At 58.5% G+C, this 21,541-nt stretch carries 22 protein-coding genes; 12 read left to right on the forward strand and 10 right to left on the reverse strand.

The genetic code is table 11. The features are described 5' to 3' along the window. Positions 1-90: 90 nt before the first annotated feature. Positions 91-705: a YceI family protein gene (locus HCG46_RS00375; protein ID WP_023001032.1), complete on the forward strand. Its 615-nt coding sequence runs from the start codon at positions 91-93 to the stop codon at positions 703-705. A gap of 77 nt (positions 706-782) precedes the next feature. Here HCG46_RS00375 and HCG46_RS00380 read toward each other — a convergent pair whose 3' ends face one another. Continuing rightward, the gene (locus HCG46_RS00380; protein ID WP_168684025.1) at positions 783-1,886 is read right to left on the reverse strand and encodes a branched-chain amino acid ABC transporter substrate-binding protein; all 1,104 of its coding nucleotides are present in this window, start codon (positions 1,884-1,886) and stop codon (positions 783-785) included. A gap of 323 nt (positions 1,887-2,209) precedes the next feature. On the opposite strand from HCG46_RS00380, the gene HCG46_RS00385 reads away from it, so the two are divergent. The 4 genes from HCG46_RS00385 (at position 2,210) to HCG46_RS00400 (ending at position 5,959) form a co-directional block, all read left to right on the forward strand. Continuing rightward, complete coding sequence (locus HCG46_RS00385) at positions 2,210-2,737, forward strand: flavin reductase (protein WP_023001030.1); 528 nt, start codon at positions 2,210-2,212, stop codon at positions 2,735-2,737. A gap of 48 nt (positions 2,738-2,785) precedes the next feature. Beyond that, positions 2,786-3,796: a P1 family peptidase gene (locus tag HCG46_RS00390; RefSeq protein WP_189640135.1), complete on the forward strand. Its 1,011-nt coding sequence runs from the start codon at positions 2,786-2,788 to the stop codon at positions 3,794-3,796. 68 nt (positions 3,797-3,864) lie between these two features. Then, positions 3,865-4,383 (forward strand): DUF3833 family protein, encoded by a 519-nt coding sequence (locus tag HCG46_RS00395; RefSeq protein ID WP_168684027.1) that lies wholly within the window; start codon positions 3,865-3,867, stop codon positions 4,381-4,383. Between the two features lie 88 nt (positions 4,384-4,471). Then, a complete protein-coding gene (locus HCG46_RS00400; protein WP_168684030.1) occupies positions 4,472-5,959 on the forward strand; it encodes a transporter substrate-binding domain-containing protein in 1,488 nt (495 codons plus the stop codon). Between the two features lie 73 nt (positions 5,960-6,032). Here the strand turns inward: HCG46_RS00400 and HCG46_RS00405 are convergent, their stop codons facing one another. Beyond that, complete coding sequence (locus tag HCG46_RS00405; protein WP_168684032.1) at positions 6,033-6,614, reverse strand: NAD(P)H-dependent oxidoreductase; 582 nt, start codon at positions 6,612-6,614, stop codon at positions 6,033-6,035. 117 nt (positions 6,615-6,731) lie between these two features. Here HCG46_RS00405 and HCG46_RS00410 point away from each other — a divergent pair, with 117 nt between their 5' ends. Beyond that, positions 6,732-7,349: a TetR/AcrR family transcriptional regulator gene (locus HCG46_RS00410; RefSeq protein ID WP_168684034.1), complete on the forward strand. Its 618-nt coding sequence runs from the start codon at positions 6,732-6,734 to the stop codon at positions 7,347-7,349. 55 nt (positions 7,350-7,404) lie between these two features. Here the strand turns inward: HCG46_RS00410 and HCG46_RS00415 are convergent, their stop codons facing one another. Then, positions 7,405-7,890: a YcgN family cysteine cluster protein gene (locus HCG46_RS00415; protein ID WP_168684036.1), complete on the reverse strand. Its 486-nt coding sequence runs from the start codon at positions 7,888-7,890 to the stop codon at positions 7,405-7,407. Between the two features lie 220 nt (positions 7,891-8,110). On the opposite strand from HCG46_RS00415, the gene HCG46_RS00420 reads away from it, so the two are divergent. Genes HCG46_RS00420 through HCG46_RS00430 form a run of 3 tightly spaced genes read left to right on the forward strand, consistent with a single transcriptional unit; the run spans position 8,111 to position 11,561 of the window. Further along, positions 8,111-10,324, forward strand: a complete 2,214-nt coding sequence (locus HCG46_RS00420; RefSeq protein WP_168684038.1) for a PBP1A family penicillin-binding protein — start codon at positions 8,111-8,113, stop codon at positions 10,322-10,324. Further along, positions 10,321-11,001 (forward strand): DUF1214 domain-containing protein, encoded by a 681-nt coding sequence (locus HCG46_RS00425; protein ID WP_023001022.1) that lies wholly within the window; start codon positions 10,321-10,323, stop codon positions 10,999-11,001. Before HCG46_RS00420 ends, HCG46_RS00425 begins: the two co-directional genes overlap by 4 nt. Next, a complete protein-coding gene (locus HCG46_RS00430) occupies positions 10,998-11,561 on the forward strand; it encodes an N- anchored protein (protein WP_023001021.1) in 564 nt (187 codons plus the stop codon). Before HCG46_RS00425 ends, HCG46_RS00430 begins: the two co-directional genes overlap by 4 nt. Positions 11,562-11,624: 63 nt before the next feature. Here the strand turns inward: HCG46_RS00430 and HCG46_RS00435 are convergent, their stop codons facing one another. The 3 genes from HCG46_RS00435 to HCG46_RS00445 form a co-directional block, all read right to left on the reverse strand. Further along, positions 11,625-13,307, reverse strand: a complete 1,683-nt coding sequence (locus HCG46_RS00435) for a tetratricopeptide repeat-containing sulfotransferase family protein (protein WP_168684040.1) — start codon at positions 13,305-13,307, stop codon at positions 11,625-11,627. A gap of 549 nt (positions 13,308-13,856) precedes the next feature. Beyond that, positions 13,857-14,720, reverse strand: coding sequence for a hypothetical protein (locus tag HCG46_RS00440; RefSeq protein WP_055654906.1), 864 nt, complete (start codon positions 14,718-14,720; stop codon positions 13,857-13,859). 62 nt (positions 14,721-14,782) lie between these two features. Beyond that, positions 14,783-14,992, reverse strand: a complete 210-nt coding sequence (locus HCG46_RS00445; protein ID WP_031269292.1) for a hypothetical protein — start codon at positions 14,990-14,992, stop codon at positions 14,783-14,785. A 192-nt stretch (positions 14,993-15,184) separates the two neighbouring features. Here HCG46_RS00445 and HCG46_RS00450 point away from each other — a divergent pair, with 192 nt between their 5' ends. Beyond that, complete coding sequence (locus HCG46_RS00450; RefSeq protein ID WP_168684042.1) at positions 15,185-16,342, forward strand: DUF2336 domain-containing protein; 1,158 nt, start codon at positions 15,185-15,187, stop codon at positions 16,340-16,342. 58 nt (positions 16,343-16,400) lie between these two features. Here the strand turns inward: HCG46_RS00450 and HCG46_RS00455 are convergent, their stop codons facing one another. The 3 genes from HCG46_RS00455 to HCG46_RS00465 form a co-directional block, all read right to left on the reverse strand. Then, entirely contained in the window at positions 16,401-16,772 is a 372-nt protein-coding gene (locus HCG46_RS00455; protein ID WP_031285039.1) for a DUF1491 family protein, read from the reverse strand. Between the two features lie 101 nt (positions 16,773-16,873). Then, positions 16,874-17,599 (reverse strand): peptidoglycan-binding domain-containing protein, encoded by a 726-nt coding sequence (locus HCG46_RS00460; protein ID WP_209009245.1) that lies wholly within the window; start codon positions 17,597-17,599, stop codon positions 16,874-16,876. A 71-nt stretch (positions 17,600-17,670) separates the two neighbouring features. Further along, entirely contained in the window at positions 17,671-19,371 is a 1,701-nt protein-coding gene (locus HCG46_RS00465; RefSeq protein WP_168684046.1) for a HAMP domain-containing histidine kinase, read from the reverse strand. A 297-nt stretch (positions 19,372-19,668) separates the two neighbouring features. Between HCG46_RS00465 and HCG46_RS00470 the strand changes: the two genes are divergently transcribed. Then, a complete protein-coding gene (locus HCG46_RS00470) occupies positions 19,669-20,220 on the forward strand; it encodes a DUF5330 domain-containing protein (RefSeq protein WP_081713271.1) in 552 nt (183 codons plus the stop codon). 259 nt (positions 20,221-20,479) lie between these two features. Beyond that, positions 20,480-20,911: a SufE family protein gene (locus HCG46_RS00475; protein WP_168684048.1), complete on the forward strand. Its 432-nt coding sequence runs from the start codon at positions 20,480-20,482 to the stop codon at positions 20,909-20,911. A gap of 154 nt (positions 20,912-21,065) precedes the next feature. Here the strand turns inward: HCG46_RS00475 and HCG46_RS00480 are convergent, their stop codons facing one another. Continuing rightward, positions 21,066-21,482: a MucR family transcriptional regulator gene (locus tag HCG46_RS00480; protein WP_006939826.1), complete on the reverse strand. Its 417-nt coding sequence runs from the start codon at positions 21,480-21,482 to the stop codon at positions 21,066-21,068. Positions 21,483-21,541: the final 59 nt, after the last annotated feature.

Below are 21,541 nucleotides of genomic sequence, written 5' to 3' on the forward strand. Positions count from 1 at the left end.
GTCCATGGCTCGAAGAGAGAGCCTGAGTTTAAAACTTGCGGAACATGGCCGCACCAGTTGCATCGTTGATCTTGTTCAAGGACCTGTCGAATGACCCAAACATCTGCCACGACACGCGGCTTCAAACGCCCCTTTCGAAAAACCGTCGCAACCTTCGCCTGTCTTGTCGCACTCGCCGCGGCACCTTTGCCTTCATTCGCCGGATCTTTGACTGGCACCTACCTGCTGTCACCGGCTCAACTGGCCACCGGCTTTTCTGTCCGGGTCCTCGGACGAGGCCCCGTCACGGGTGAATTCAAGACCGTATCCGGCAAGATGACACTGGACCAAAACCGCCCGGAAAAGAGCCAGGTGGTCGTGAAGGTCGACCTGAGAAGTGTTCACACGAACAACGACAAGGTCACAGGTTTTCTGAAGAGTTCGGCCATGTTTGATGTCGCCAACCACCCGGTGGCCACATTCCAGAGCACCCGGGTTCATATTACCGGCCAGAACACGGCGGAAGTTGAGGGTGTCTTGAACCTTCGCGGAAAGCAGAAACGCACCAAGCTTTCGGTGAAGATTACCGACAGCAAGGCCAACGGTCAGGTCGGATTCGAAGTGTCAGGCGGGTTTTTCCGCAGCCTCTACGGCATGGATGCCGGTTTGCCGATCTACGCCGACAAGGTCAATCTCGAGATCAGAGGCACCGGAAAACGTAGCTGACCTCCACCATTTGCCTTGTATTCCTGAGAAGCACGCGTGCCTGCAAGGGCCGCGTGCTCTTGCATTATGGGGCAGATCTAGCGGGTTAGTGGCACACCATTGCGCCACTCATAGACAATGTAGTCCGGCAGATTGCTGTCACCGTTGCCGTCGAAGGTTACATCTCCGAGCACCGTGTCGAAGGTTCCTTCCTGAAGAGCAGTCGCCACGCCTTGCAACGCCGTACCACCAGTGACCTCGACAGCCTGTGCCCAGGCCTGAATTGCGGCATAGGTCGTCAATGTGAAGCGATCCGCGGAACCTCCCGCCGCTTCCAGATCAGCAACCAGTTCCTGCGCTTCGGGGCGATCCCGGGGGATCTCCGGATAGGTCAGCAAGGTTCCATTCCCCGCCTCACCTGTTACGGACCAATAGTCTTCCGTCATCAGTGCATCACCGGCCACCAGCACCGCGCCCAACCGCTGACGGTCCATCTCCAGCTTTATCAGCCCCGCTTCCGGGTGATAACCGCCCAGGTAAACAACATCGACAGCCTGAAGCTTCAGTTGCGACACGAGGCTGCGGAAATCGTCACCGCCTGCGTCAAACCCCAGCGCCATGCTCTCGCTGGTTCCCAGCTCGTTCACGACCGCCTTGACCGCGTCAGCAAGACCTTTGCCGTAAGCTGTCTTGTCATGCAGAATTGCAATTCGTTTGTCGCCGAATTCATTCACCAGCAACTTGCCGGCCACGTCCGCCTGCCGGTCATCCCTCGGGGCGAGACGAAAAATGCCTTCGCCTTGCCGCTCATCGGTGAATTTCTGCAAGGTCGTTGCCGGTGACATCTGAACGATCCCCGCTCCGGCATAGACTTCAGAGGCTGCAATAGAGCTGCTGAAACAAAGATGGCCGGCAACAAAGACAACGTCTCTGCCGATCAACTGGTTGGCCACGGCCACAGCCTGGTCCGCATCACAACCATCGTCGACGGTTTCCAGCACCAGTGTCTCGCCGTTGACCCCGCCGGCCGCATTGAGGTCGGCAACCGCCTTTTCCGCGCCGATACGCATTTCTTCACCGAAAGCAGCAAACTGCCCTTTCATCGGCCCGGCAACAGCGATCCGGATGTCGGCGACAGCAGGTGTCGCAACGACGCTGTAAGCCAGGAGGCCAGCACTGGCCAGAAACTGCTGAAAGGTCATTCGTCTCCCCAAGATCCGGTGATCGCCCCCTACCCCTAGCGCGGCCCGGTCCGCAGCTCAATCCGCACTTGTGGCGTAAGTGGCAAATGCGGAACACCTGCCCCATATGAATTCATGAGCTTTCCGGCCCAAGACTTCGGTTGGATGGGTTTACGAGACCTTCCCACGCGCGTTCATAAGGTGTTGACCTTGAAATATCAGAAAAACCCGTCTGCCTCGTGTCGAGCACAGCATGGTCTAGGCATCCCTTCCGTGGCCGCCTAAACTCCCGTCCGCGTCCGACAGACGAATGATTCCCGCTGAGCCGCCCAGGAGCCGACTTGATGTCCCCAACCTCTTCAGAATCCGAAGACCAGGACAGGCTTCCCCTGGAGACCGCCATTTTTCGGGAAGCCATGAGCCGGATTGCTGCAGCCGTCCACGTGGTGACAACTGACGGCCCCGGCGGCCGCATGGGTGCAACCGTCTCGGCTGCCTGTTCGGTCAGCGACGAGCCCGCCAGCATTCTGATCTGCCTGAACAGGAAAACACGCATCCATGGCGCAGTTCTCGAAAACCGCTGCTTCTGTCTCAACACGCTCAGCGACGATCACGAGGAAATTTCCGACACCTTTGCCGGGCGAGACAAGCTGGACATGCCGCAACGGTTCGAGAAAGGTGACTGGACAAGTCTGGCCACAGGCTGCCCCGCCCTCGACAGCGCGCGTCTCAGCGTCGATTGCGAAGTCTATTCAGTCACCGAAATGGGGACGCATTCGATCATCGTCGGCACCGTGACCGACCTTCGGATGACCGATCCCGGCAAATCCCTTCTCTATGTCCGCCGCGGCTACAAAAGCCTCGACACCTGACACGCAGCCGATCACACTCCTTATCGTCCACCTTCAATCGAGGACCGTCTGCCCATGGCCGGTTTACGCAACCTGATCACCGATGTCCCGGGCCTCAAGGTCGGCAATGCTTCCGATCTCGAACTGAAATCCGGGGCGACCGTGCTCGTACCGGACGAACCCGCGGTCACCTCGGTGGCCATTCACGGCGGTGCACCTGGCACCCGTGAAATCGCGCTCCTGGAGCCGGAGCAGACCGTCGAGAAGATCGACGCCATCGTGCTGGCCGGTGGATCCGCCTTCGGTCTGGATGCCGGTGCAGGTGTCCAGGGACGCCTTGCCGAACTGGGTTACGGGTTCCAGGTCGGCCCGGTCCGCGTTCCGATCGTACCCACCGCCATCCTGTTCGACCTCCTGAACGGCGGTGACAAGAGCTGGGGACAGGCGGCGCCTTACCGCGATCTCGGCCGGTCTGCACTTGATGCAATCGGCCATGATTTTTCCCTTGGTTCCATCGGTGCCGGCACCGGAGCCACCACCGCAAATCTGAAAGGCGGCCTCGGGTCTGCCTCCCATGTACTGGAAAACGGCATCACGGTCGGCGCCATTGTCGCGGTGAACGCGCTTGGGCGGGCAACCGTGGGGGACAGCGCGCACTTCTGGGCGGCGCCGTTTGAAATCGGTGATGAGTTCGGTGGCCTGGGAATGGCGCATCCGCTGCCGCCGGACAGCATCACGGTCCGCACCAAACTTGACGGCCTCAAGGCCGGTGCCAACACCACGATCGCAGCTGTTGCGACCGATGCCATCCTGACCAAGGGCGAAGCGAAACGCCTCGCGGTCATGGCGCATGACGGTTTGGCGCGGGCTCTCTGGCCCGCCCACACTCCGCTTGATGGCGATCTCGTCTTCGCCCTCTCCACGGGCCAACGCCGAATGGAAAACGGACTGGAAGACATGGTTCAGCTCGGTGCGGCAGCCGCTTCGTGCCTGGCACGTGCCATCGCCCGCGGCGTCTATAATGCGTCCCCGGCAACCGACGATCCGGTCCCAACGTGGCGAGAGCGGTTCGGAAGCTAGTCACCAGATCCGGCGCGCGCCGACCTGCGTAAACTGGGCAGATTTTCCTGAAGGAGGTTCTGCCCATCATGACCCGCGTTCACCGTTTTCTGCTTCTCGCCATGTTCGCCACAGGTGTCGCTGCTTCTGTTCCGGCCGACGCCAAATCCCTGGTGCTGGAAGAATTCTTCCGCGGGAAAACGGTGGGCAAGGGCGTTTTTGAAAGCAAGATCGCCGGTGTCTACCGACCATTCACCGTCACGCTGACAGGAACCTGGAACAGCAAGACCTTTACGCTCCGGCTTCGCGAGGACTTCGTCTACGAAGACGGCGAACGTGATACCAAGACCTGGTTCTTCCAGAAGGTTGCCGAAGACCGATACATCGGCCAGAGAGCCGACGTGCTGGGTCCGGCAAACGTTCGTACAGATGAAAATGGAGACCTTCGTTTCTCCTACGTCGCGAGCCTGGAGACTGAGAACGGGCCATTGCTGCTGCGTTTTGACGACACGCTGACACAGGTCGACAGCAACACGGTCAGAAACACCGCCAAGGTCATGAAAGCCGGGATTACGGTCGGTACGGTTTCGCTGACATTTAAAAGGTAAAGCTTCCAGGGTTCAGGTACGACTTGGCGCTTGATCGGGAGTGATTTCAAGCTTTTACTCTGCGGATGAAATTGTCCGTGGGGGCTTCATGATACCGATCCGGCACTTCCTGCCACATCTCCTGAACCTGATGTTTTCAATGGCTCTTGTGGTAGCGAGCCTCGCAAGCCAGTCAACCTTGGCAAGCGCAATGGGCACGGGCCTTGCCGAAACGCTTGAGAACAAACTGCTTGAACCGTTCGACGGCGACTTCGACGCCTTGCTCAAGCGTGGCTACATTCGGGTCCTGATCCCGTTTTCAAAGACCGGTTACTTCATCGACAAGGGCGTTCAGCGCGGCAGCTCGGTTGATCTCATGACCGAGTTCGACAAATACCTGGACAAGATCCACGAGAAGAAGGCGAAGGATGCAAAGCTCGTACTTGTTCCGACCCCGAGAGATCACTTGTTTTCAGATCTTGCCGCGGGCAAAGGCGACATCGCGATCGGCAATCTGACCATTACCCGCGAACGGAAAGATCTGGTCGCCTTTTCCTCCCCTTTGCTGAAGGATGTGCACGAAGTACCGGTCACCGCCGCAGGGGTCGCCGACCTTCCCTCACCTGAAGCCCTGTCAGGTCAGACCATTCACGTCCGTGCTTCGTCTTCCTATTATCAGAGCCTCAAGGCACTTAACGATACACTCGGCCAAAAGGGCGCCAAGCCGGTCGACATTGTGACCGCTGACGAGCACATGGAAGACGAAGATCTTCTGGAAATGGTGTCAGCCGGCGCCATTTCCATGGTGATCGTGGACCAGCACAAGGCCAAGCTCTGGCTGGAAGTTCTGGACGGCCTGAAGATGCATCCCTCGGCAGCCGTGCGCACGGATGGAGAGATTGCCATAGCCGTTCGCAACAATGCGCCGGAGCTCCTGAAGGAAGTCGATGCCTTCGCCGCCACCGTGACAAAAGGCACCCTGCTCGGCAACATCATCCTCAAGCGATATCTGAAAGAGGCCGACTACCTCCGGGACATGCGCAGCGCGGACTACAAGAACGACCTCGCCAGTCTCCAAACCATTTTTCAAAAGTACGGCGACGAGTATGAGATCGACTGGCTTTTGATCGCCGCGCAAAGCTTTCAGGAATCACGTTTCGACCAGAAAGCGCACAGCCGCGCGGGTGCCGTTGGACTGATGCAGATCAAGCCGGCTACGGCCAAGGGCGACCCGATCAACATCAGCGGCATTGATGCAGATCCGGACAAGAACGTTCAGGCAGGCGTCAAATATCTTCGGTACCTTGCCAACCAGTATTTTGCCGGTCTTCAGACACGGGATGCCAACCAGACCTTCTTTGCGCTTGCAGCCTACAACGCCGGCCCCAGCCGGTTTGCCAAGCTGCGCGAGAAAGCCAAGCAACAGGGCTTTGACCCGGACAAGTGGTTTGACAACGTCGAATGGATCGTGGCTTCCGAAATCGGCCGGGAACCTGTCGATTACGTCGGCAACATCTACCAGTATTACGTCGTTTTCTTCAACGAACAGCAGCGTCGGCAAACGGAAGCCGCCGAGAAGGCGGCAGCCGGAAACTAGGATCTTTCGCGGGCCACATGAGGACGTTCAACGAAGGCCGTTTGAACGTCCACCGTGACCGATGCAAAACGCTTCAGGCAACCTTGCGACCAAGGGCAGCGGCCCGCGCCAGCATCTTCCGCTTTGCATCGTCGCTCGAGCCGCGGATCGGCGAGAACATATGGTAGCCTTTGGGCTTGAGACCGCAGAAATCGAGGATCTGCTTCTCGGTCTGCTTTTTGGCACCGGCACCGTAAATCCAGGTGAAGTACCAACCCGGTGTGTCGGAAGTCACCAGAACCTGCGCGGTACGGCCCTTGAGCAGTTTCTCAGGCAGAGGTTTGCCTTTCACGTATTGAAAGGACATGCCCGGCAGCAGGATCCGATCAAACAACCCCTTCAACCTGCCCGGCAGACCGCCCCACCACAGTGGGTGCGTGAGCACGAAATGTTCACACCACAGGATATCCTGCCACAGTGCTTCGAGGTCAGGCTCCAGAGGCTTCGCATCCTTGAAGGATGACACTCCGAAATCCGCGTCGAAGTTCAGGTCGGCCAGATGCCTGACCCGCACTTCGTTTCCACCCTTTTGCGCATGATTTGCATATTCCGCCGCGAGGGCGCCGCCAAACGTGTCCTTGGCCGGGTGTCCTTCCAATACCAGTACTCTTGCCATGTCCAACCTTGTGAGCTTGCAGGCGTCAAACGCCAAAATTGACCTTGGTCATTTTTTGACATTCCGCATCACATCCGTCAAGATATTTTTTGACCACGGTCATTTTAACGGAAAATCATGACACGCAAACCACAACAGCGGAGCATTGCCACAAGGGCACGGGTCCTGGCTGCCGCACGCGATCTCAGTCAAAAACACGGATTGGACCTGGTTACCGCGGAAGCGGTTGCTCAGGAGGCAGGTGTCGCAAAGGGGACCGTGTTCTCGCATTTCGGCGATATGGACGGCCTATTGTCCTACGTGCTGCTGGACCGGCTGAATGCCCTGCGTGCAGCAACGTCCGACGAAGCAGCAGAACCCGACCAATTGTCCGACCCTGTCGGACTGCTGACCCGGCGCATGATGGCGCTGATCGACGTCATCACCGACAGCCCGACAATCCTGCGGTTGTTCCTGGACAATATCGGCGTGACCAAACCCAATTGCGCTGCTGAATTTGTCGAAACTCTGGACGCCCTCGATGCGGAACTGGAGAATTTCCTGACGTTCTGGCAACAGGAGGCCAGCCTGAAGCCGGAGCTGAGGCAGGACCGGTCACCAAAGGAAATGGTCGATGGCCTGATTGCCTTCATGATCCATGGAGCCATCCTGGTCAAAAGCCATCAACTGACTGACCGGGCGGAACTGGAACACCGGCTCCGCCGCCATGTCGAGGCTTTCCTGATCAGACAATGAGAGTGATCAAAGCTGGCTCGAATAGTGTGACTGCATCTTGATCGGCAGGGTTAGCTCAACCCTTCCGGTCTTCCGGCATTTCCCCCGGCCAGAACACGACGTGGTTCTCGTAGTCTTCAAGGGCTATGCCGTCTTCGGGGATCGTCCGCCCGCGAACGGAAATGCCCGCCTGATGGACTGTTTCAGGATCTCCCGACACCAAAGGATGCCACCAGTAGAGATCCTTGCCTTCCCGCACCAGCCGATAGGCACAGGTTGGCGGTAGCCAGGTCAGTGTCCTCACCTCACCCGGTGTGAGCTGAATGCAGTCCGGCACGATGGTTGCCCTGTTGTCGTAATCCTTGCAGCGGCAGCTGGTGCCATCAAGCAACGTGCAGGCAACATCCGTCCAGACGATTTCGCCGGTGTCCCAGTCCTCAAGCTTGTTGAGACAGCAGCGTGCGCAGCCGTCGCAAAGCGATTCCCACTGGGACTGCGTCATGTCTTCCAGTGTGCGGGTTTTCCAGAACGGAAGCTCGCGTGAGGTATCGTCCACAATCATGAAGTCTTGTGCGCCTTTCTTGGGCCGGAACAATCGGCGCCTATCATGCTACAGGCTGTCGGGCAACCCGGGCGAAAAAACGGGCTGTTTTTCCTCAATGAAATTGCAAGAACTTTAGGTAAACTGTTCCAATGAAAGGGGCACGTTGGCAACCAGTTTGCACGACCTCGAAAAACGGCTAGTTTGGGCCGATCCTTTTTGATCCGGAGACCTTGTTCGCGTGACGGACAAACCGCAATCAGATGATGTCGAAACCGGCAATCCGCCGGCGCAGAAGCCGCCGAAAAAGCGCAATCGTATTCGCCGCTTTTTCCTGGCGGTCGATGCCCTTATCGACACGGCCCTGTGGAAGAGCGGAACAGCTATCCGCCGGGTATTCGAAGGCTATGACGCCTTCTTGCGGCGGTTCCGGGCCAAGGGAATCTGGCGCGTTCTTGCCGAGCTTTCGTCTGACGGTCTGACTTACGGTCTTGCCGGGTTCATCGTGGTACTGGCCTTCGCCCAGCCAGCCTTCGAGGCAACGCGCTATGCCGACTGGAAGACCACGGACGATTTCGCGGTGACCTTCCTGGATCGCTTCGGCAAGGAAATCGGCCGGCGCGGCATCGTTCTCAACGACAGCGTACCGCTTGAGGAAATTCCAGACTCCCTGATAAAGGCAACGCTCGCCACCGAAGATCGCCGTTTCTTCAGCCACTTCGGGATTGATTTTTTCGGCACCTTCCGGGCCATGGTCGAGAACGCGCGCGCAGGCGGTGTTGTCCAGGGCGGTTCGACGCTCACCCAGCAGCTGGCCAAAAACCTCTTCCTGACCAACGAGCGCAGTCTCAGCCGCAAGATCAAGGAAGCCTATCTGGCGCTGTGGCTGGAAGCGAACCTTTCCAAGCAGGAAATCCTGAAGCTCTATCTCGACCGCGCCTACATGGGCGGCGGCGTCTTCGGGGTGACGGCTGCTTCCGAATTCTATTTCAACAAGAATGTGCGTGAGCTGACGCTTGCCGAAAGTGCCATGCTGGCAGGTCTCTACAAGGCACCGACCAAATACGCCCCACACATCAACCTGCCTGCAGCCCGCGCGCGTGCCAACGAAGTCCTGTCCAACATGGTACAGGCCAGTTTCCTGACCGAAGGCCAGGTGATCGGCGCACGCCGTAATCCGGCCCTGGCTGTCGACAGGTCTCAGGAACAGTTGCCGGAATACTTCCTCGACTGGGCACTTGAAGAGGTCAAGAAGCTTGCACGCCGGTATCCGGCACTCGCCCGCGACCGCATTGTGACCGTACGCACCACACTGGACCCGGCGCTGCAGCGCCAGGCGGATCTGGCCGTGGAAACCGTGCTTCGGGAAAACGGAAATTTGCGCGACGCTCGCGAAGCGGCGATGGTTTCGATGATCCCGGACGGGGCCGTCGTTGCCATGGTCGGTGGCAGTTCCTATGGCGAAAGCCAGTTCAATCGTGCCGTCAACGCGCTGCGCCAGCCAGGATCCTCGTTCAAGCCTTTCGTCTACATGACGGCTTTCATGAACGGTTATACCTCGGACAGCGTGGTCTCCGACCGGCCGGTCTGGATCGGTAACTGGTCGCCCAAAAACTATTCCAGAAGCTACCGGGGCGCTGTCACGCTGAAAACCGCGCTCACCAAGTCCATCAACACCATTCCGGTGATCCTTTCCCTGGATTTCGGCCGGCAAAAAATCATCGATACGGCGTATCGCATGGGCCTGACCCACGAACTGGAAAACTCCGTATCGCTGCCTATCGGCTCTTCTGAAGTCTCCGTCATCGACATGGCATCGGCCTATTCCGTTTTCGCCAATGGCGGAACCAAGGCAGCGGCCTATGCGGTTCTGGAGATCAAGAACAGCGCCGGCAAGGTTCTCTACCGGCGTGAACGCGACGAGCCGCCTGCAGTTCGTGTCCTGCCGGAGGAGAAAGTGCAGGAAATGAACGAGATCCTGGTCAATGTGGTTGAGGCCGGCACGGCCCGCCGGGCGCAGATCGACGGTGTGGTCGCAGCCGGAAAGACCGGAACCACGAACGCTTACCGCGATGCCTGGTTTGTCGGCTACACCGGCAACTTTGCCACGGCCGTCTGGTTCGGCAACGACGATTTTACGTCCACGCGGCGTGTCACCGGCGGCAGCCTTCCTGCCATGGCCTGGCAGAAATACAACGCCTTTGCCCACAATGGCATCGAGCTTGCCCGGATGCCCGGTGTCGATCCGGAAAGCCTGCCGCGACTGGCCCGAACCGCACCGGCAAGGCTGGCTACAGACACCAGCGACACTGCGCAGCCACGGGTCCTGAAACGGCGCACCCAGGATCTCCTCTTGCAGATCGGTCAGGATCTGCGCCTGCTGCTTGAACAAAAGAGCGCCGATGCCGCCCCTGCTCAAGGGCCTGCCAACACCGATGTCGCGGCGGTGCAATGAGCGATACAGGATTCCGGCCCGCACATGGCGAGGCAGACTGGTATGACGAAAGGCTTCCCCGTGCCATCCGCTCGCATCGGGGAAATCCTTTTCGCACGCTCGCCACGGTGACGCTTGTCGTCGTCCTGGCCTCCTTGCTCGGCATAAGCTCCGCCTATCTGATCATCGAGCGGGAACAACCGCTCAATGCGGTCACCATCGGCCCGTGGCACGCCTATCCGAAAGCCGGCACCTCCGAAGCCGATCCCTATTCCGTGGCGATCTACACAAGAGGCGCCGTCATTCCCCTGGCATCGGGCGAAGGGCTTGCTCTGGTCGCGCGCGAAGACAGCAACGGCCACCAGCTTGATCCGACATGTGAGTACCGTATCGCAGGCCAGACCCCGTCTGCACGGCTCTGGACCATGACCGCGGTCGATGGCCACGGCCACCTGGTCAAGACGATGTCCGGCCGGGTGAACCTTGCAAGTGACGCCTTGCTGCGAAACGCGGATGGCACTTTCGAGATCGTCGCCGCCACCCGCCCCCACTCCGGCAACTGGCTGCCCCTGGCGAGCGATGCAAGGGCCGCCGACGGTCTGCGCTTCGTGCTCAGGGTCTATGACGCTCCGGTCACGACCGGTGCAGCCCTAGATGGCGTCAGCATGCCCACCATCGACAGGTTGGGCTGCCCATGACCCTTTCTTCACGTTTTTCCCTGTCGGTTGGCCTGCTGGCCACGCTGTGTCTTGCTGCTATCATTCACATCCTGGTGGTGCTGAGCATCCCCCAGAACGTTCTGCACAGTGCCTATGACAACATCGGCAACCACGGACCGGACCGGCAATTCAATCTGCTGCCGGATGTCCACCCCGGCGAGGAGGCCCTGCCCGATCTCGATCCGGCCATGAAACACGCTGCCTGCCGGTTTCAGCTCGCCGACGGGCCGGTTCTCTTCGATGCCAGCATTCCGGTACCCTTCTGGTCCATAGGACTGTTCAACGCGGCTGGAGAGGCCGTCTACAGTCTCAACAACCGCACCGCGGGTGCCGAGCGCCTGTCAATGCTGGTGCTGACCACCGAACAGCTGTCGATCCTGCGGGAGAACCCGCCGGAAAACCTGGAAGATCTCATCGTCATTGAAACGGAAGAGCCGCTAAGCGGTTTTGCGTTGTTGCGGGCCTATGTGCCCCACCCGACCCGGGCGGACAGCATCGACCGCGCTCTCAGGGCCGCAAGCTGCGGCTCCATTCGCTAAGATACCTGCAATGATGAAAAACGGTCAGGCCGGGACGCTGTCACGCCCCGACGCCGCAACTGGTCACGATATCGGAGAAACCGCGTTCCGCAGGTGAGAAATATCGTTGTCGGGCATACCGGTTGCAATCGTCTGCTGCTGACCGTAGCTGGAACTATTGCCGACCGGTGCAGCCTCATTGAGCGGTGACAGCGGACCGAGCGCCTCGAACAGATCTCCCAAAAGATCCTTGTGACGCTTCCACCGACCGATCGATGATCTGAACATCGGCTTCCGCACCTGGAGATTGGAGAACGTCGTCACGGGACTGTCGCCGTTATAGAACTCCAGGCATTGCTCTTCCCAGTCCATGCCTGTGCACGCCAGCAGCGCCTTGCTTTCCTTTTCCTGGTTATGAACCAGGTCTTCGTAGGAAAGCGTGTGGATGCGAACCGGCAGAACCTTTTCCCAATGTTTCATCAGACCGTCATAGGCAACGAAATAACTGCCCAGTGACTTCTGTGTCATGGCGTAGTTGTGCGCGGGCGAAAGCGAATGCGACAGGAGCGAAACGCATGTGTCCGCAGGACAGCGAACGCAATGGATGAAAGCCGCTTTCGGAAACAGAAGGCTCATAAGCCAGAGCACTTCGAAATTATGCGGCATCTTGTCGGTGACACGATCTGCCCGCCGATCGATTGAACTCAGTTCCGCAAGGTACTGCCGTGCAAACTGCTTGAACTCACGCGGCCCGAGGCTCTTCAACCGGTTTTCCAGGGCAGCACTTGGCGCCCCCCGCAAACCCAGGTCCTGCTGCAGCAAGCGGAAATACGGAATTTCCGCACCGCTGGCGATGCGCGAGTGCCGGCTCACGATCTGCTCGGCCAGGGTCGTGCCTGAACGCGGCATGCCGAAAATGAAAACCGGCCGCTCCGAGGGATCCTCAAATTCCGTCCGTTCGGCGAAAAATGCCTCGTTGAACACGTCCTTCATGAAGGCGATGCGCTCTTCATGGGCTTGCTGATCGAACGACTGGTAGCGCAACCGGCGAGCGGAGCGGTAATGCTGGGCAGCGCGCGCGGTGTCTCCCAGGTCGTAGTGGATCTTGCCGGCCGCCCAATGCAGGTGAGCGTGCTCCGGCGCAGGCAGTGCGCTTGCCTGTTTCAACAGGTCATCGATCTTGGCAAGTTCAGCCGGTTCTTCCCTGTAGGTGCGTGCCATCGCCAGGCAGTGAAGGGCCGAGGGCAGTTCCTTGCCCAATGCGATGGCTTTTTCGAACCAGGCGACAGCCTCGTCGATCTGGCCGACAGTGATATCGAGCTGGCCCATGCCGACAAGGGCATAACCATTTTCCGGATCGATCGCCAATGCACGCTGAAAGCTCTGTCGTGCCAGCACCGGCTGACGCTTGAGCGTGTAGAGGTCACCAAGATGGGCGTGGAAATCAGCGGCTTTAGGCGCAAGGGCCACGGCTTTTTTCAGCGATTTCAGCGCGCCGGCCAGATCGCCAGCGTTCATGAGGGCCAGACCGAGCAACTGATGCACCTGCGGGTGCTTGCCAGCCTTTCGCTCAGCCTTCCGCAGCATCTCGATAGCAAGCCCCACGTCACCGTTCTGGTAAGCAGCAATGCCCAGCGAAAAATTTGCCTGCGGATTTTTGGGGTCGAGCTTCAGTATCTCCTCAAACATGCTGAGCGCGATTCCAATGCGTCCGGCATGTTGATGGGAGAGCGCTTCTTTGACGAGAAGCGTGATGTTCGGACTCATTCGACCACCTTCAGGTTCCCGGGAGTGACTACCCTGTAAACTAAACGGTTTAGTTCGACGCCTGAAGAACGGCAAGCCACAAAACCCCTTCAAAGACATCCTTTTGCCGGAAAAACGACCAAAATTAGGCTAAGAGCTTGTGATCACGTCTCTTTTTTCAGTGTTCACATTTTTTTGCATTGCAATAAACAAAACTTATGCGCGCATGCCCTAAAGGCAAGTCAATTTGACAAAAAGTGAAGCAGATCAAGTAAAACGAGATTTTGGTTGTTGTGGTTTCGTAAAAAAATAACACTGAGCGGTATCGTTTAAAAATTTTGAATACGCTTAGCTTACGAAACAAATTCTCATCGGTTTCTTGTAAAAGAACCCGTCCAGAAGTCTTCTCAAAGATGTTTTTTCAGACCTTGAACGACCGCGCATCCAGCCTGTGGAAAAGCAGTACCGCCTTTACAGCCGAAAATGTATCCGCGCATCAGTAGATCTGACGTGGGCAGAATATAGCACTCAATAAAATGTCAGAATTCAGGCCTGAAATTCGGAAGCGGGCTATTTCACGACCGGCGCGCGTTCAGTTCCCCACCCGGTATAGATCCGGGACCTGCGAACAGGCTTGTCGTCCCCATAACGCTTGTCCGGATCGCAACCGGCTTCGGCAATGCGAACCTGGCCTTCCAGTTCCCGAATGGCGTTATTGACCTTCCAGACGCGATCGCGGGTCGGCGTTTCGATCTCCAGTCCGTCGAGCGCCTTCTTGTAGGCGATGATCCGATACCGCAGTGCCTGACCGACCCATTTGATCATCACCCGGTTTTCCCAGACGCGCGCCTTCGCGCCCTCATAGGTTTCCTCGGACTTCACCGGCTTGTTCTGCAGAACTCGCAGCCGTTCATCGTCAGCGGCCTTCACACGCAAAGCCACTTCGCAGAAAGGCATCACCAGCTCCGCATCGCCGGATGCGTCAGCGGCAATCTTGTCGTAGCGGGCATCGGAAGACTGGAATTTGTCTGAGCGCAGATAGATCAGATAGAGATCAGGCGGCACGCGCCCCTCAACTTCCGGAAGAACGCGTGTTCGCGACAGTTCAACCATGGTCCCACCGATCCAGTCCTTGGTCCATGGCGGACGGATCAGCGTCCAGCCGCGGTTGCGCATCAGCTTTTCGTCGTTCGTATAGTTGAACTTGGAAACCGGATCACCGCGCAGGCGCGCTGCTTCGTCGCCCGCCGCCGGCATCACCCTGTCATGAATGACGGAAGGCCTGGCACGATCAAAATCCCCTGTCGGGCGCGTACAGGCAGCAAGGCTGACGGCAATCAGCACGGCAGCGACGGCAATGGCGCCCTGCCCTGATCTGCGACCGCTCTCCGCGAGGGATGCGGTGGCGGATTGTTCCGCTTTGCCTTTGCCCATCGGGCGCTTCTCCAGGCCGCTAAAAAGAAACTTCTCCTGCGCGGCTGGAGAGGCTTGGACCGTCAGTCCTTGTCGGAGCCAGCAGGTCCGGCCGCTTTTCCGATGGTCGCGATTCGTGCGGCAAGATCAAGGTCATGGCGCTCGTACCGGACACCTGGGAAGAGGATAACTTCTCCAAAGGTCTCTCGGCTTGCCATACGGCGCTGATTGGAACGATAGCCCACACGTGCTGCGGGGCGTTGAGCTGATGTAAAGTCCAACAAGGTGCCCATCGTCTCCTCCTTCGGTTCCGATCTCCCCTGACGGCGTATTACCGGCGGGGAACGGTCAAACGGGCGACGCATTACTTCCTGCTCTTCATTAAGAAGCTGTCAGGGTTAACAGCATGCTAACGCTTTTCCTGCAATTTGAACGAAGCAAGTTCCTCCGGTGGTCCGGTCTTTCGTATTTTGTAGACGGGTGTCATGCGCCAAACCCAACATTTCAGTCAGTCTTTGCCGAATTCCGCTTCTCCGGACAAATCCGCGTCCACAAAGGGCGATGATCGTGGTGTCCTTCTGGCCGCAAGTGAGCTGTTTGCCGGACGCACTCGGCATGATGTTGAAGAAAAACGCATTTTTCTGGAGTTGGCGTCAAACTTCCTGCCTAAAACCTCACTGCCGGACAGGCGCCGGATCGCAAATCTGCTGGCTGCGCATCCGGAAATTCCCGACGACCTCCTGACGCAGCTCGCATCCGACGAAGACGAACTGACGGCCTATCCGGCCCTTCGTTACAGTCCGAGGCTTTCTGTGGATCTCCTTTTGAAGGTTGCGGAGGCTGGTCCGGATTCCCTCCGCAAAGCGGTCGCCAACCGGCCATCCTTGCGCGAATCGGTGATCACGACATTGTGCGAACACGCCGGAGCCCCTGTAATCCGTATCCTTCTCGACCGGGAAGACGTCACCCTGACACAAGCTCATCAGGCAAAACTCAGTTGTCGTAGTGACATCGTTGCCACTCTTGGTTTAGAATTGGCAGGTCAGGACGCATTAAACCCGGATGGACTTATGGGACAATTCCTGCATTTACCAGCTCCGCTCAAATCGAAAGCTATCGCCGCGGCGGAGATGACCAGCCTGGTCAAACAGGCACAAACCCCTGGTTCCGCAACTGACAGGCGCACGGACACCGCGCGCCTCAAATTGCGGGACGCACTGGTGAGCGAAGCCCTTTTCCAGCAGCGGTCCCGTTTTGCGGATCTCCTGGGCCAGGGGCTCGGACTGCCACAGACCACTTGCGATCTGCTGATGCATGACGATCAGGCCGAAGGTCTGACCGTTGCATTGAAAGCGCTTGGTATGTCGGCATCCGAAGTCACGACCGTGATGATCCGCATGCTGGGTGAAAACCTGTCACTGGAAAGACTGCGCGGCCTGCTGCGCCTCCATCGCACGCTCAGCCAGGGCGCTGCCGAGGTGCTGGTCGGACAGTGGATCCTGCATGACCAGGTCACTCAGCCCGTATCTGCACAGCTTGACTCGCAATATCAGGAAGGTTCGCGCCGCGATGCGGCGACAACGGACGGACAGAAGTTTGGTTTCGCTCAAGCCGAAACCACTCGCAAGTCGAACCGTTCCTGAGAATACCCGCTCAAGCACTGTGTTGCGGGAGGGCTGAACGCCCATAATTAAATCTGCACTAAAAGCGGAAGAGGTTTGTGTCGGGCTTCGGCTCATCCTGCACCAAGGGCAGGTCAATCCTGCCATCGCGTGCTTCGATGTCCACCAGCCAATAGTCCGGATCCATTCGCGCTTCGCTTGCCAGCCGCGCGTCTATCGTTTCCCTGTCCGCCCGTTCGAAGACACTTTCGAACAAGCGCCCCTGCGGCAGACTGCTGAACATGGCTTGCGGCGCCGGGCCATAGAAGTCGAAGCTACCGTCAAGACGGTCCACACAGATAAAGACCGCACCGGCTTCGGGAGCCCCTTTCCTGGAAACAGCTGCAAAGCCGCCCTCGCCGAATACGCGTCGGACCAATGCACTGACGAAAAACTCAGATGTAACCCGCATGCTGACCGCCTCTGCCGAACCCGCCGGCACTCCCGAAGATGGAGAAGGAAGGCCCTGCTCTACGACAGCTGCGCTTACGCGGCAACTCGCCGTCCGGCAATCTAGCCGGACAGCGACCGGCCACTGACCATTTCCAGGCGCTCGATGACCTTGGTGCCGGGTTCCCCCGTCAACGGCAGGCCCCTGTCAAATTCAAACCGCCGGATGGCAGCGGTGGTGTTGGCTCCCATCACGCCGTCCGCCTTCAGTGGACCATAGCCGAGTTCTGACAATGCCTGTTGGATCTTCATCAACTTCGGATCGGACTCTACACCGGCATCGGCACTGTCGTCGGCACCGGCATCAAGGACTTCAGCGCTGTCTTGTCTTGTCGTACCCGAGAACCCGGGCTTCGGACGAGGCACGGGACCATTCACGGACGTTACGGGGCTTTCTCCCTGCATCAGCACCAGAGCAAGCAGCGCTTCCGTTGCCTCTCCGGTCTCGATCTGTCCGGCGTGACGTTCAAAACCACGGATGGCACGCTCGGTCGCCGGGCCGTTCAGTCCGTCCAGTGGCCCTTCGTACAGGCCGATCTTGCGCAGGGAAATCTGCAGGTCGAGCACAAGGGTGGAGATCTCCTGCACCTGAAGCCCGGGACTTCTGCCATCCGGTTCCGGCAGCTGCATGGTATCCGGTCGATCTCGTGTCGTGAACAGCGGCGCGGGATGCCGGCCAGGCTGCAGGCCGACCGCATTGGCCACGATCAGGCATGCCGTCAGCCCCATCACCACAGTACCACCCGCTGCGACAGGATTGTCGAGCGCCATATGACCGGCTTTCGCCATCAGGGATTCCGACGACTTTGTTTGCTGCGCCTTGGTCTGCTTTGTCGTTTTCTTTGCTCTTGCCATTGCGCCTATGCCGATCTTGCCAATTGCTCGACACGGAGCACCTCGCCGGTCCGACCGGCGCTCTGCTGCGCTTGCGTCCGAAGCGGCAGGGTCACAGTCACGCTTTCCCCCTGCCCCAGAATGGTCTGAACAGTCAGGCTGCCGCCCATGCGCTCCAGAAGGGCCCTGGAAACGCCCAGCACGGTTGCCGCGGCCTCGGCACTCCAGCAAAGGCTGGACTGGCGGTTCTTCACCGAAAACACATAGTCGGTGTTGCCTGTACCGAGATCGACACCAACGCTCACCACGGCGCCAGCCTCGGAAGTTTCCACCATATCCACCAGCAGGAAACACAGCGCCTGCCGCAGCAATTTTCTGTCGGCAGCAACCAGCGGACTGTCCTGGCCGGGCTCCATTTCCAGAGCAACACCGCGACGCACGGCCACTCTTGCGACCATGTCCATGCATTGAACCAGACAGGCTTCGACATCAACACCGGTAATCTCCGGTTCGCCGGGAGATCTGTCGGCCGGAACCAGATCCAGAGCCGCAGTGAGCGAGGCCAGGCCCCGTTCGCCGGTTTGCCGCAGGGACTGTACCGCCAACTTGAGCACAGGATCGGAGGAATCACGCCCCAGGCGCTCGAGACGTTCGGATTGCGCCAGAATGTCCGACAGCGCCTGCGAAGCCTCAACGCCCGCCGTTTCAAGCATGTCCCGCGAAATTCGGTCCGCGCGTGCGCTTCCGTCTGTGGCGGATCCCGCGGTCTTGCCTGCCGACGGCTCGATGGGTTCAAGAGGACGAAGCGTCAGCAGAAGTGCCGCACCGTTTGCAGATGACGGGCTGTTCTGCCGGCTGGCACGCAGTTGTACTTCCAGACGCCGGTAGTCGGCCTGCCCTGCTTCTCCCGGACGATTTGCGCCAACCCTCAAACGTGCCTCGAAGGTTCTTGTGGCGCCACTCAAACGGGCTTCGGAAAGACAGGTCAGATAAAGCGGCCGGTCTGCAACGTGAAGGCGCGGAAACAGCCAGTCCTCCCCGCTTTCGACCGGCAGGTGCCCGAGCACATCCTTCACCGGACCACCAATGACCTTGAGGCCACCGTCAGGCCCGAGTTCACAATAGATGTCGGAGACACTCTGACTGATCTGGAGGCGTCTTTCCTCCGTTGCCCTCACAACTTTTTGCGCAAGAGACCGGTCAAGCGCGATCCGGAGCGACAGCAAACCGACATAAAGCAGAGCCGCCAGGGTCGCAAACGGCGTCGCCAGCCCTGGAAATCCGGAAGCCGGAAGGACAGGCAGCGGAAGAAACATCAGGGCAAGGACCAGGGCACCGCAAAGCCCCGTCACGGCGAGTGCCGTCCGCCGGCTTGCTGCGAGCGCAGCCTCCATCGGCGGCACCAGCAACCAAGCCAGCGCAAAGGACAGCGCACCACCGGTAACCGCGCAGACGCCGGCAACAAACACCGCGAACAGGGAAGCAGAAAGACCGGCAGCCTTGGACAGCGCCCCCGACTGGGACAGATAAAGCGCCAGAGGCCATTGGCTCAGCATCCAGGCGAGCGCGAGAAGAGTGGCTGCCTGAGGCGGCCCGGCCAGCGCCAGATGCAGTGGCAGTACCACCAGAGCCGCAGCGCCGCTGACGAAACAGCTGAGCAGAAACGAACGATGCAACGGTGCAAGAAAAGGATCGGAAGCAGCTTCGGGATGAATCATTCCATCCACGCGAGCCACCCAATGCCCCCAGATATTTTGCATGTTTTTCAGAAGGTTACGCAATCTACTCTACCACACAACAATCGCGGAAACATCCGCTCGCACCTTTTGTACGGCCATTGTCGGTTGCAGCACTTAAGGAACGATAAAGGATGAATCCAAATCGCGTTTTTTTCCGAAAAACCCATTGGCCTCAATATCTTGACCGGAATTAGCTAAAATTTGAATCAATATTTCAGAAAATACGATTTAAATACCTGATTTATTTTATGAAAATTGGCTTTTCCCGCTCAACCGGGGATTCTCATGTCGCTGGTAATGTGCCCTCATAACAAGCGTGCCAACGGCACAAAGGCACGCAAGACAGAACAGACTATGGGTAGCGACATGTTCTTTCTCTTGAGGACGGCCTTTTGGCTCACCTTGGTGCTCGTCCTGATTCCCCTCGGGTCAGATCAGGAAGACACTTCGACGGAAAACATCGATCCAGTGTCGGCCTTCCTGGCGGCACAGGCAACGATGTCGGACATCGGCGGCTTTTGCGGACGCAATCCGCAGGCCTGCGAAACGGGAGGCGATGCACTGACGGCAATCGGCAGCCGCGCACGCGACGGCGCTCGGATTGTCTATGAGTTTCTCGACACGCAGATTGCCGAGAAATCGGGAAGCGAACAGCTGGTGACCGGCTCGACGCCCGTACCGAGTGCTGGCACGACGTCCGGCCAGCCTTCAGGCCAGGAACCCCAGGTTTTCGCCGGCACACCATCTTGGCAGCCGGTCTTCGATAACGTCTCTTCCAAAGAGGCAGTGCTTGGGCCGGTGCCACGGCCCAAACCACGCTCAGGCCAAAAGACCTGAGCACACTGGTCGTTCAAGATCCTACGACCTCCTGGATCTGAAAACGGCCGATTGCGCCCCCGCTGGAGCGCTGCTGCACGGCAGCAACGCAAAGACGGCTTCACTTCAGCGGATTGTTCCGCTGCGCCGCAGATGGAAAGCTGCCCATTTCATCTGCGGCGTATCTTTATTCTCCCCCCCTCTCTCGCACCTGCCGGCATTTGCACTTTGCCGCTCACGAGTTATATGAAGGCGGACAAGACCTTCAAAGACCGGTGCCATGACCACAACCTTGAGCGAAATCCTTGAGACGTTTGATTTTCTCGACGACTGGGAAGATCGCTACAAATACCTCATCGACCTTGGCAAGGAGATGCCTGATCTTGCCGACGCCGAAAAGACCGATGCCAACAAGGTGCGCGGTTGTGTGTCGCAGGTCTGGCTGATCACCTCTATAGACAAGACAGGCGACGGCACACCTGTGCTCACCTTCCGGGGGGACAGCGATGCGCTTATCGTGCAAGGGCTCGTGGCCATCGTCACCTCGTTGTTCAGCGGCAAGACCGCGCAGGACATTCTTGACACCGATGTCGAAGGTATTTTTGCCAAACTGGGTCTGCAGGAGCACCTGACACCGCAGCGCTCCAACGGTCTCAAATCGATGGTCGGACGGATCCGCAGCGACGCGCAAGGAGCTCTGGCAGCAGCCTGAGAGCCCTTCAATTTGATCACTCTGTTCTTTCGGCAAGTGCTTCAGTTGCGCTCACACCGAGCGCCATCCGCAATCAGCTGAAGATCTCCATCACAAAACAAAAAAAGAGCTGCCCATGGGCAGCTCTTTTGTACTTCGACCTGGGCCGAAGGATTTACTTGGAGCGCTTGCGCTGCTGGCCGAGGCCCATCTTCTTGGCCAGTTCCGAACGGGCAGCCGCATAGTTCGGTGCAACCATCGGGTAATCGGCACCCAGGTCCCACTTCTCGCGGTACTCTTCCGGGGTCATGTTGTAGTGCGTGCGCAGGTGGCGCTTCAGCGACTTGAACTTCTTGCCGTCTTCCAGGCAGATGATGTAGTCCGGCATGACCGACTTCTTCACCGGCACAGCGGGCTTCAGCGGCTCCGGCTCCGGCTCGGTGGAAGTGCTGGCAGTTCTTTGCAGCGCGCCGTAAACTTCGTTGATCAGGCCTGGCAGATCTGTTGACGCAACGGTGTTGTTGCTCACATAGGCTGAGACGATGTCTGCCGTAAGATCAATCAGATTCGCATCCACCGGACTGTCAGTCATATTTCACCCGTTCTCTACTGATTTCAAAATTAGCTTTGTGGTTTACCTGCAAAAAATGT

This window comes from Labrenzia sp. PO1 (assembly GCF_012273635.1).
GTDB classification, from domain to species: domain Bacteria; phylum Pseudomonadota; class Alphaproteobacteria; order Rhizobiales; family Stappiaceae; genus Roseibium; species Roseibium algicola.

Bases quoted from the DNA above. Each gene is read 5' to 3' on its own strand.
- HCG46_RS00445 (WP_031269292.1), bottom strand. From the start codon at position 14,992: ATGGGCACCTTGTTGGACTTTACATCAGCTCAACGCCCCGCAGCACGT.
- HCG46_RS00460 (WP_209009245.1), bottom strand. From the start codon at position 17,599: ATGGCGAAAGCCGGTCATATGGCGCTCGACAATCCTGTCGCAGCGGGT.
- HCG46_RS00455 (WP_031285039.1), bottom strand. From the start codon at position 16,772: ATGCGGGTTACATCTGAGTTTTTCGTCAGTGCATTGGTCCGACGCGTA.
- HCG46_RS00380 (WP_168684025.1), bottom strand. From the start codon at position 1,886: ATGACCTTTCAGCAGTTTCTGGCCAGTGCTGGCCTCCTGGCTTACAGC.
- HCG46_RS00430 (WP_023001021.1), top strand. From the start codon at position 10,998: ATGACCCTTTCTTCACGTTTTTCCCTGTCGGTTGGCCTGCTGGCCACG.
- HCG46_RS00375 (WP_023001032.1), top strand. From the start codon at position 91: ATGACCCAAACATCTGCCACGACACGCGGCTTCAAACGCCCCTTTCGA.
- HCG46_RS00405 (WP_168684032.1), bottom strand. From the start codon at position 6,614: ATGGCAAGAGTACTGGTATTGGAAGGACACCCGGCCAAGGACACGTTT.
- HCG46_RS00480 (WP_006939826.1), bottom strand. From the start codon at position 21,482: ATGACTGACAGTCCGGTGGATGCGAATCTGATTGATCTTACGGCAGAC.
- HCG46_RS00385 (WP_023001030.1), top strand. From the start codon at position 2,210: ATGTCCCCAACCTCTTCAGAATCCGAAGACCAGGACAGGCTTCCCCTG.
- HCG46_RS00440 (WP_055654906.1), bottom strand. From the start codon at position 14,720: ATGGGCAAAGGCAAAGCGGAACAATCCGCCACCGCATCCCTCGCGGAG.
- HCG46_RS00400 (WP_168684030.1), top strand. From the start codon at position 4,472: ATGATACCGATCCGGCACTTCCTGCCACATCTCCTGAACCTGATGTTT.
- HCG46_RS00475 (WP_168684048.1), top strand. From the start codon at position 20,480: ATGACCACAACCTTGAGCGAAATCCTTGAGACGTTTGATTTTCTCGAC.
- HCG46_RS00425 (WP_023001022.1), top strand. From the start codon at position 10,321: ATGAGCGATACAGGATTCCGGCCCGCACATGGCGAGGCAGACTGGTAT.
- HCG46_RS00450 (WP_168684042.1), top strand. From the start codon at position 15,185: ATGCGCCAAACCCAACATTTCAGTCAGTCTTTGCCGAATTCCGCTTCT.
- HCG46_RS00435 (WP_168684040.1), bottom strand. From the start codon at position 13,307: ATGAGTCCGAACATCACGCTTCTCGTCAAAGAAGCGCTCTCCCATCAA.
- HCG46_RS00410 (WP_168684034.1), top strand. From the start codon at position 6,732: ATGACACGCAAACCACAACAGCGGAGCATTGCCACAAGGGCACGGGTC.
- HCG46_RS00415 (WP_168684036.1), bottom strand. From the start codon at position 7,890: ATGATTGTGGACGATACCTCACGCGAGCTTCCGTTCTGGAAAACCCGC.
- HCG46_RS00395 (WP_168684027.1), top strand. From the start codon at position 3,865: ATGACCCGCGTTCACCGTTTTCTGCTTCTCGCCATGTTCGCCACAGGT.
- HCG46_RS00470 (WP_081713271.1), top strand. From the start codon at position 19,669: ATGTCGCTGGTAATGTGCCCTCATAACAAGCGTGCCAACGGCACAAAG.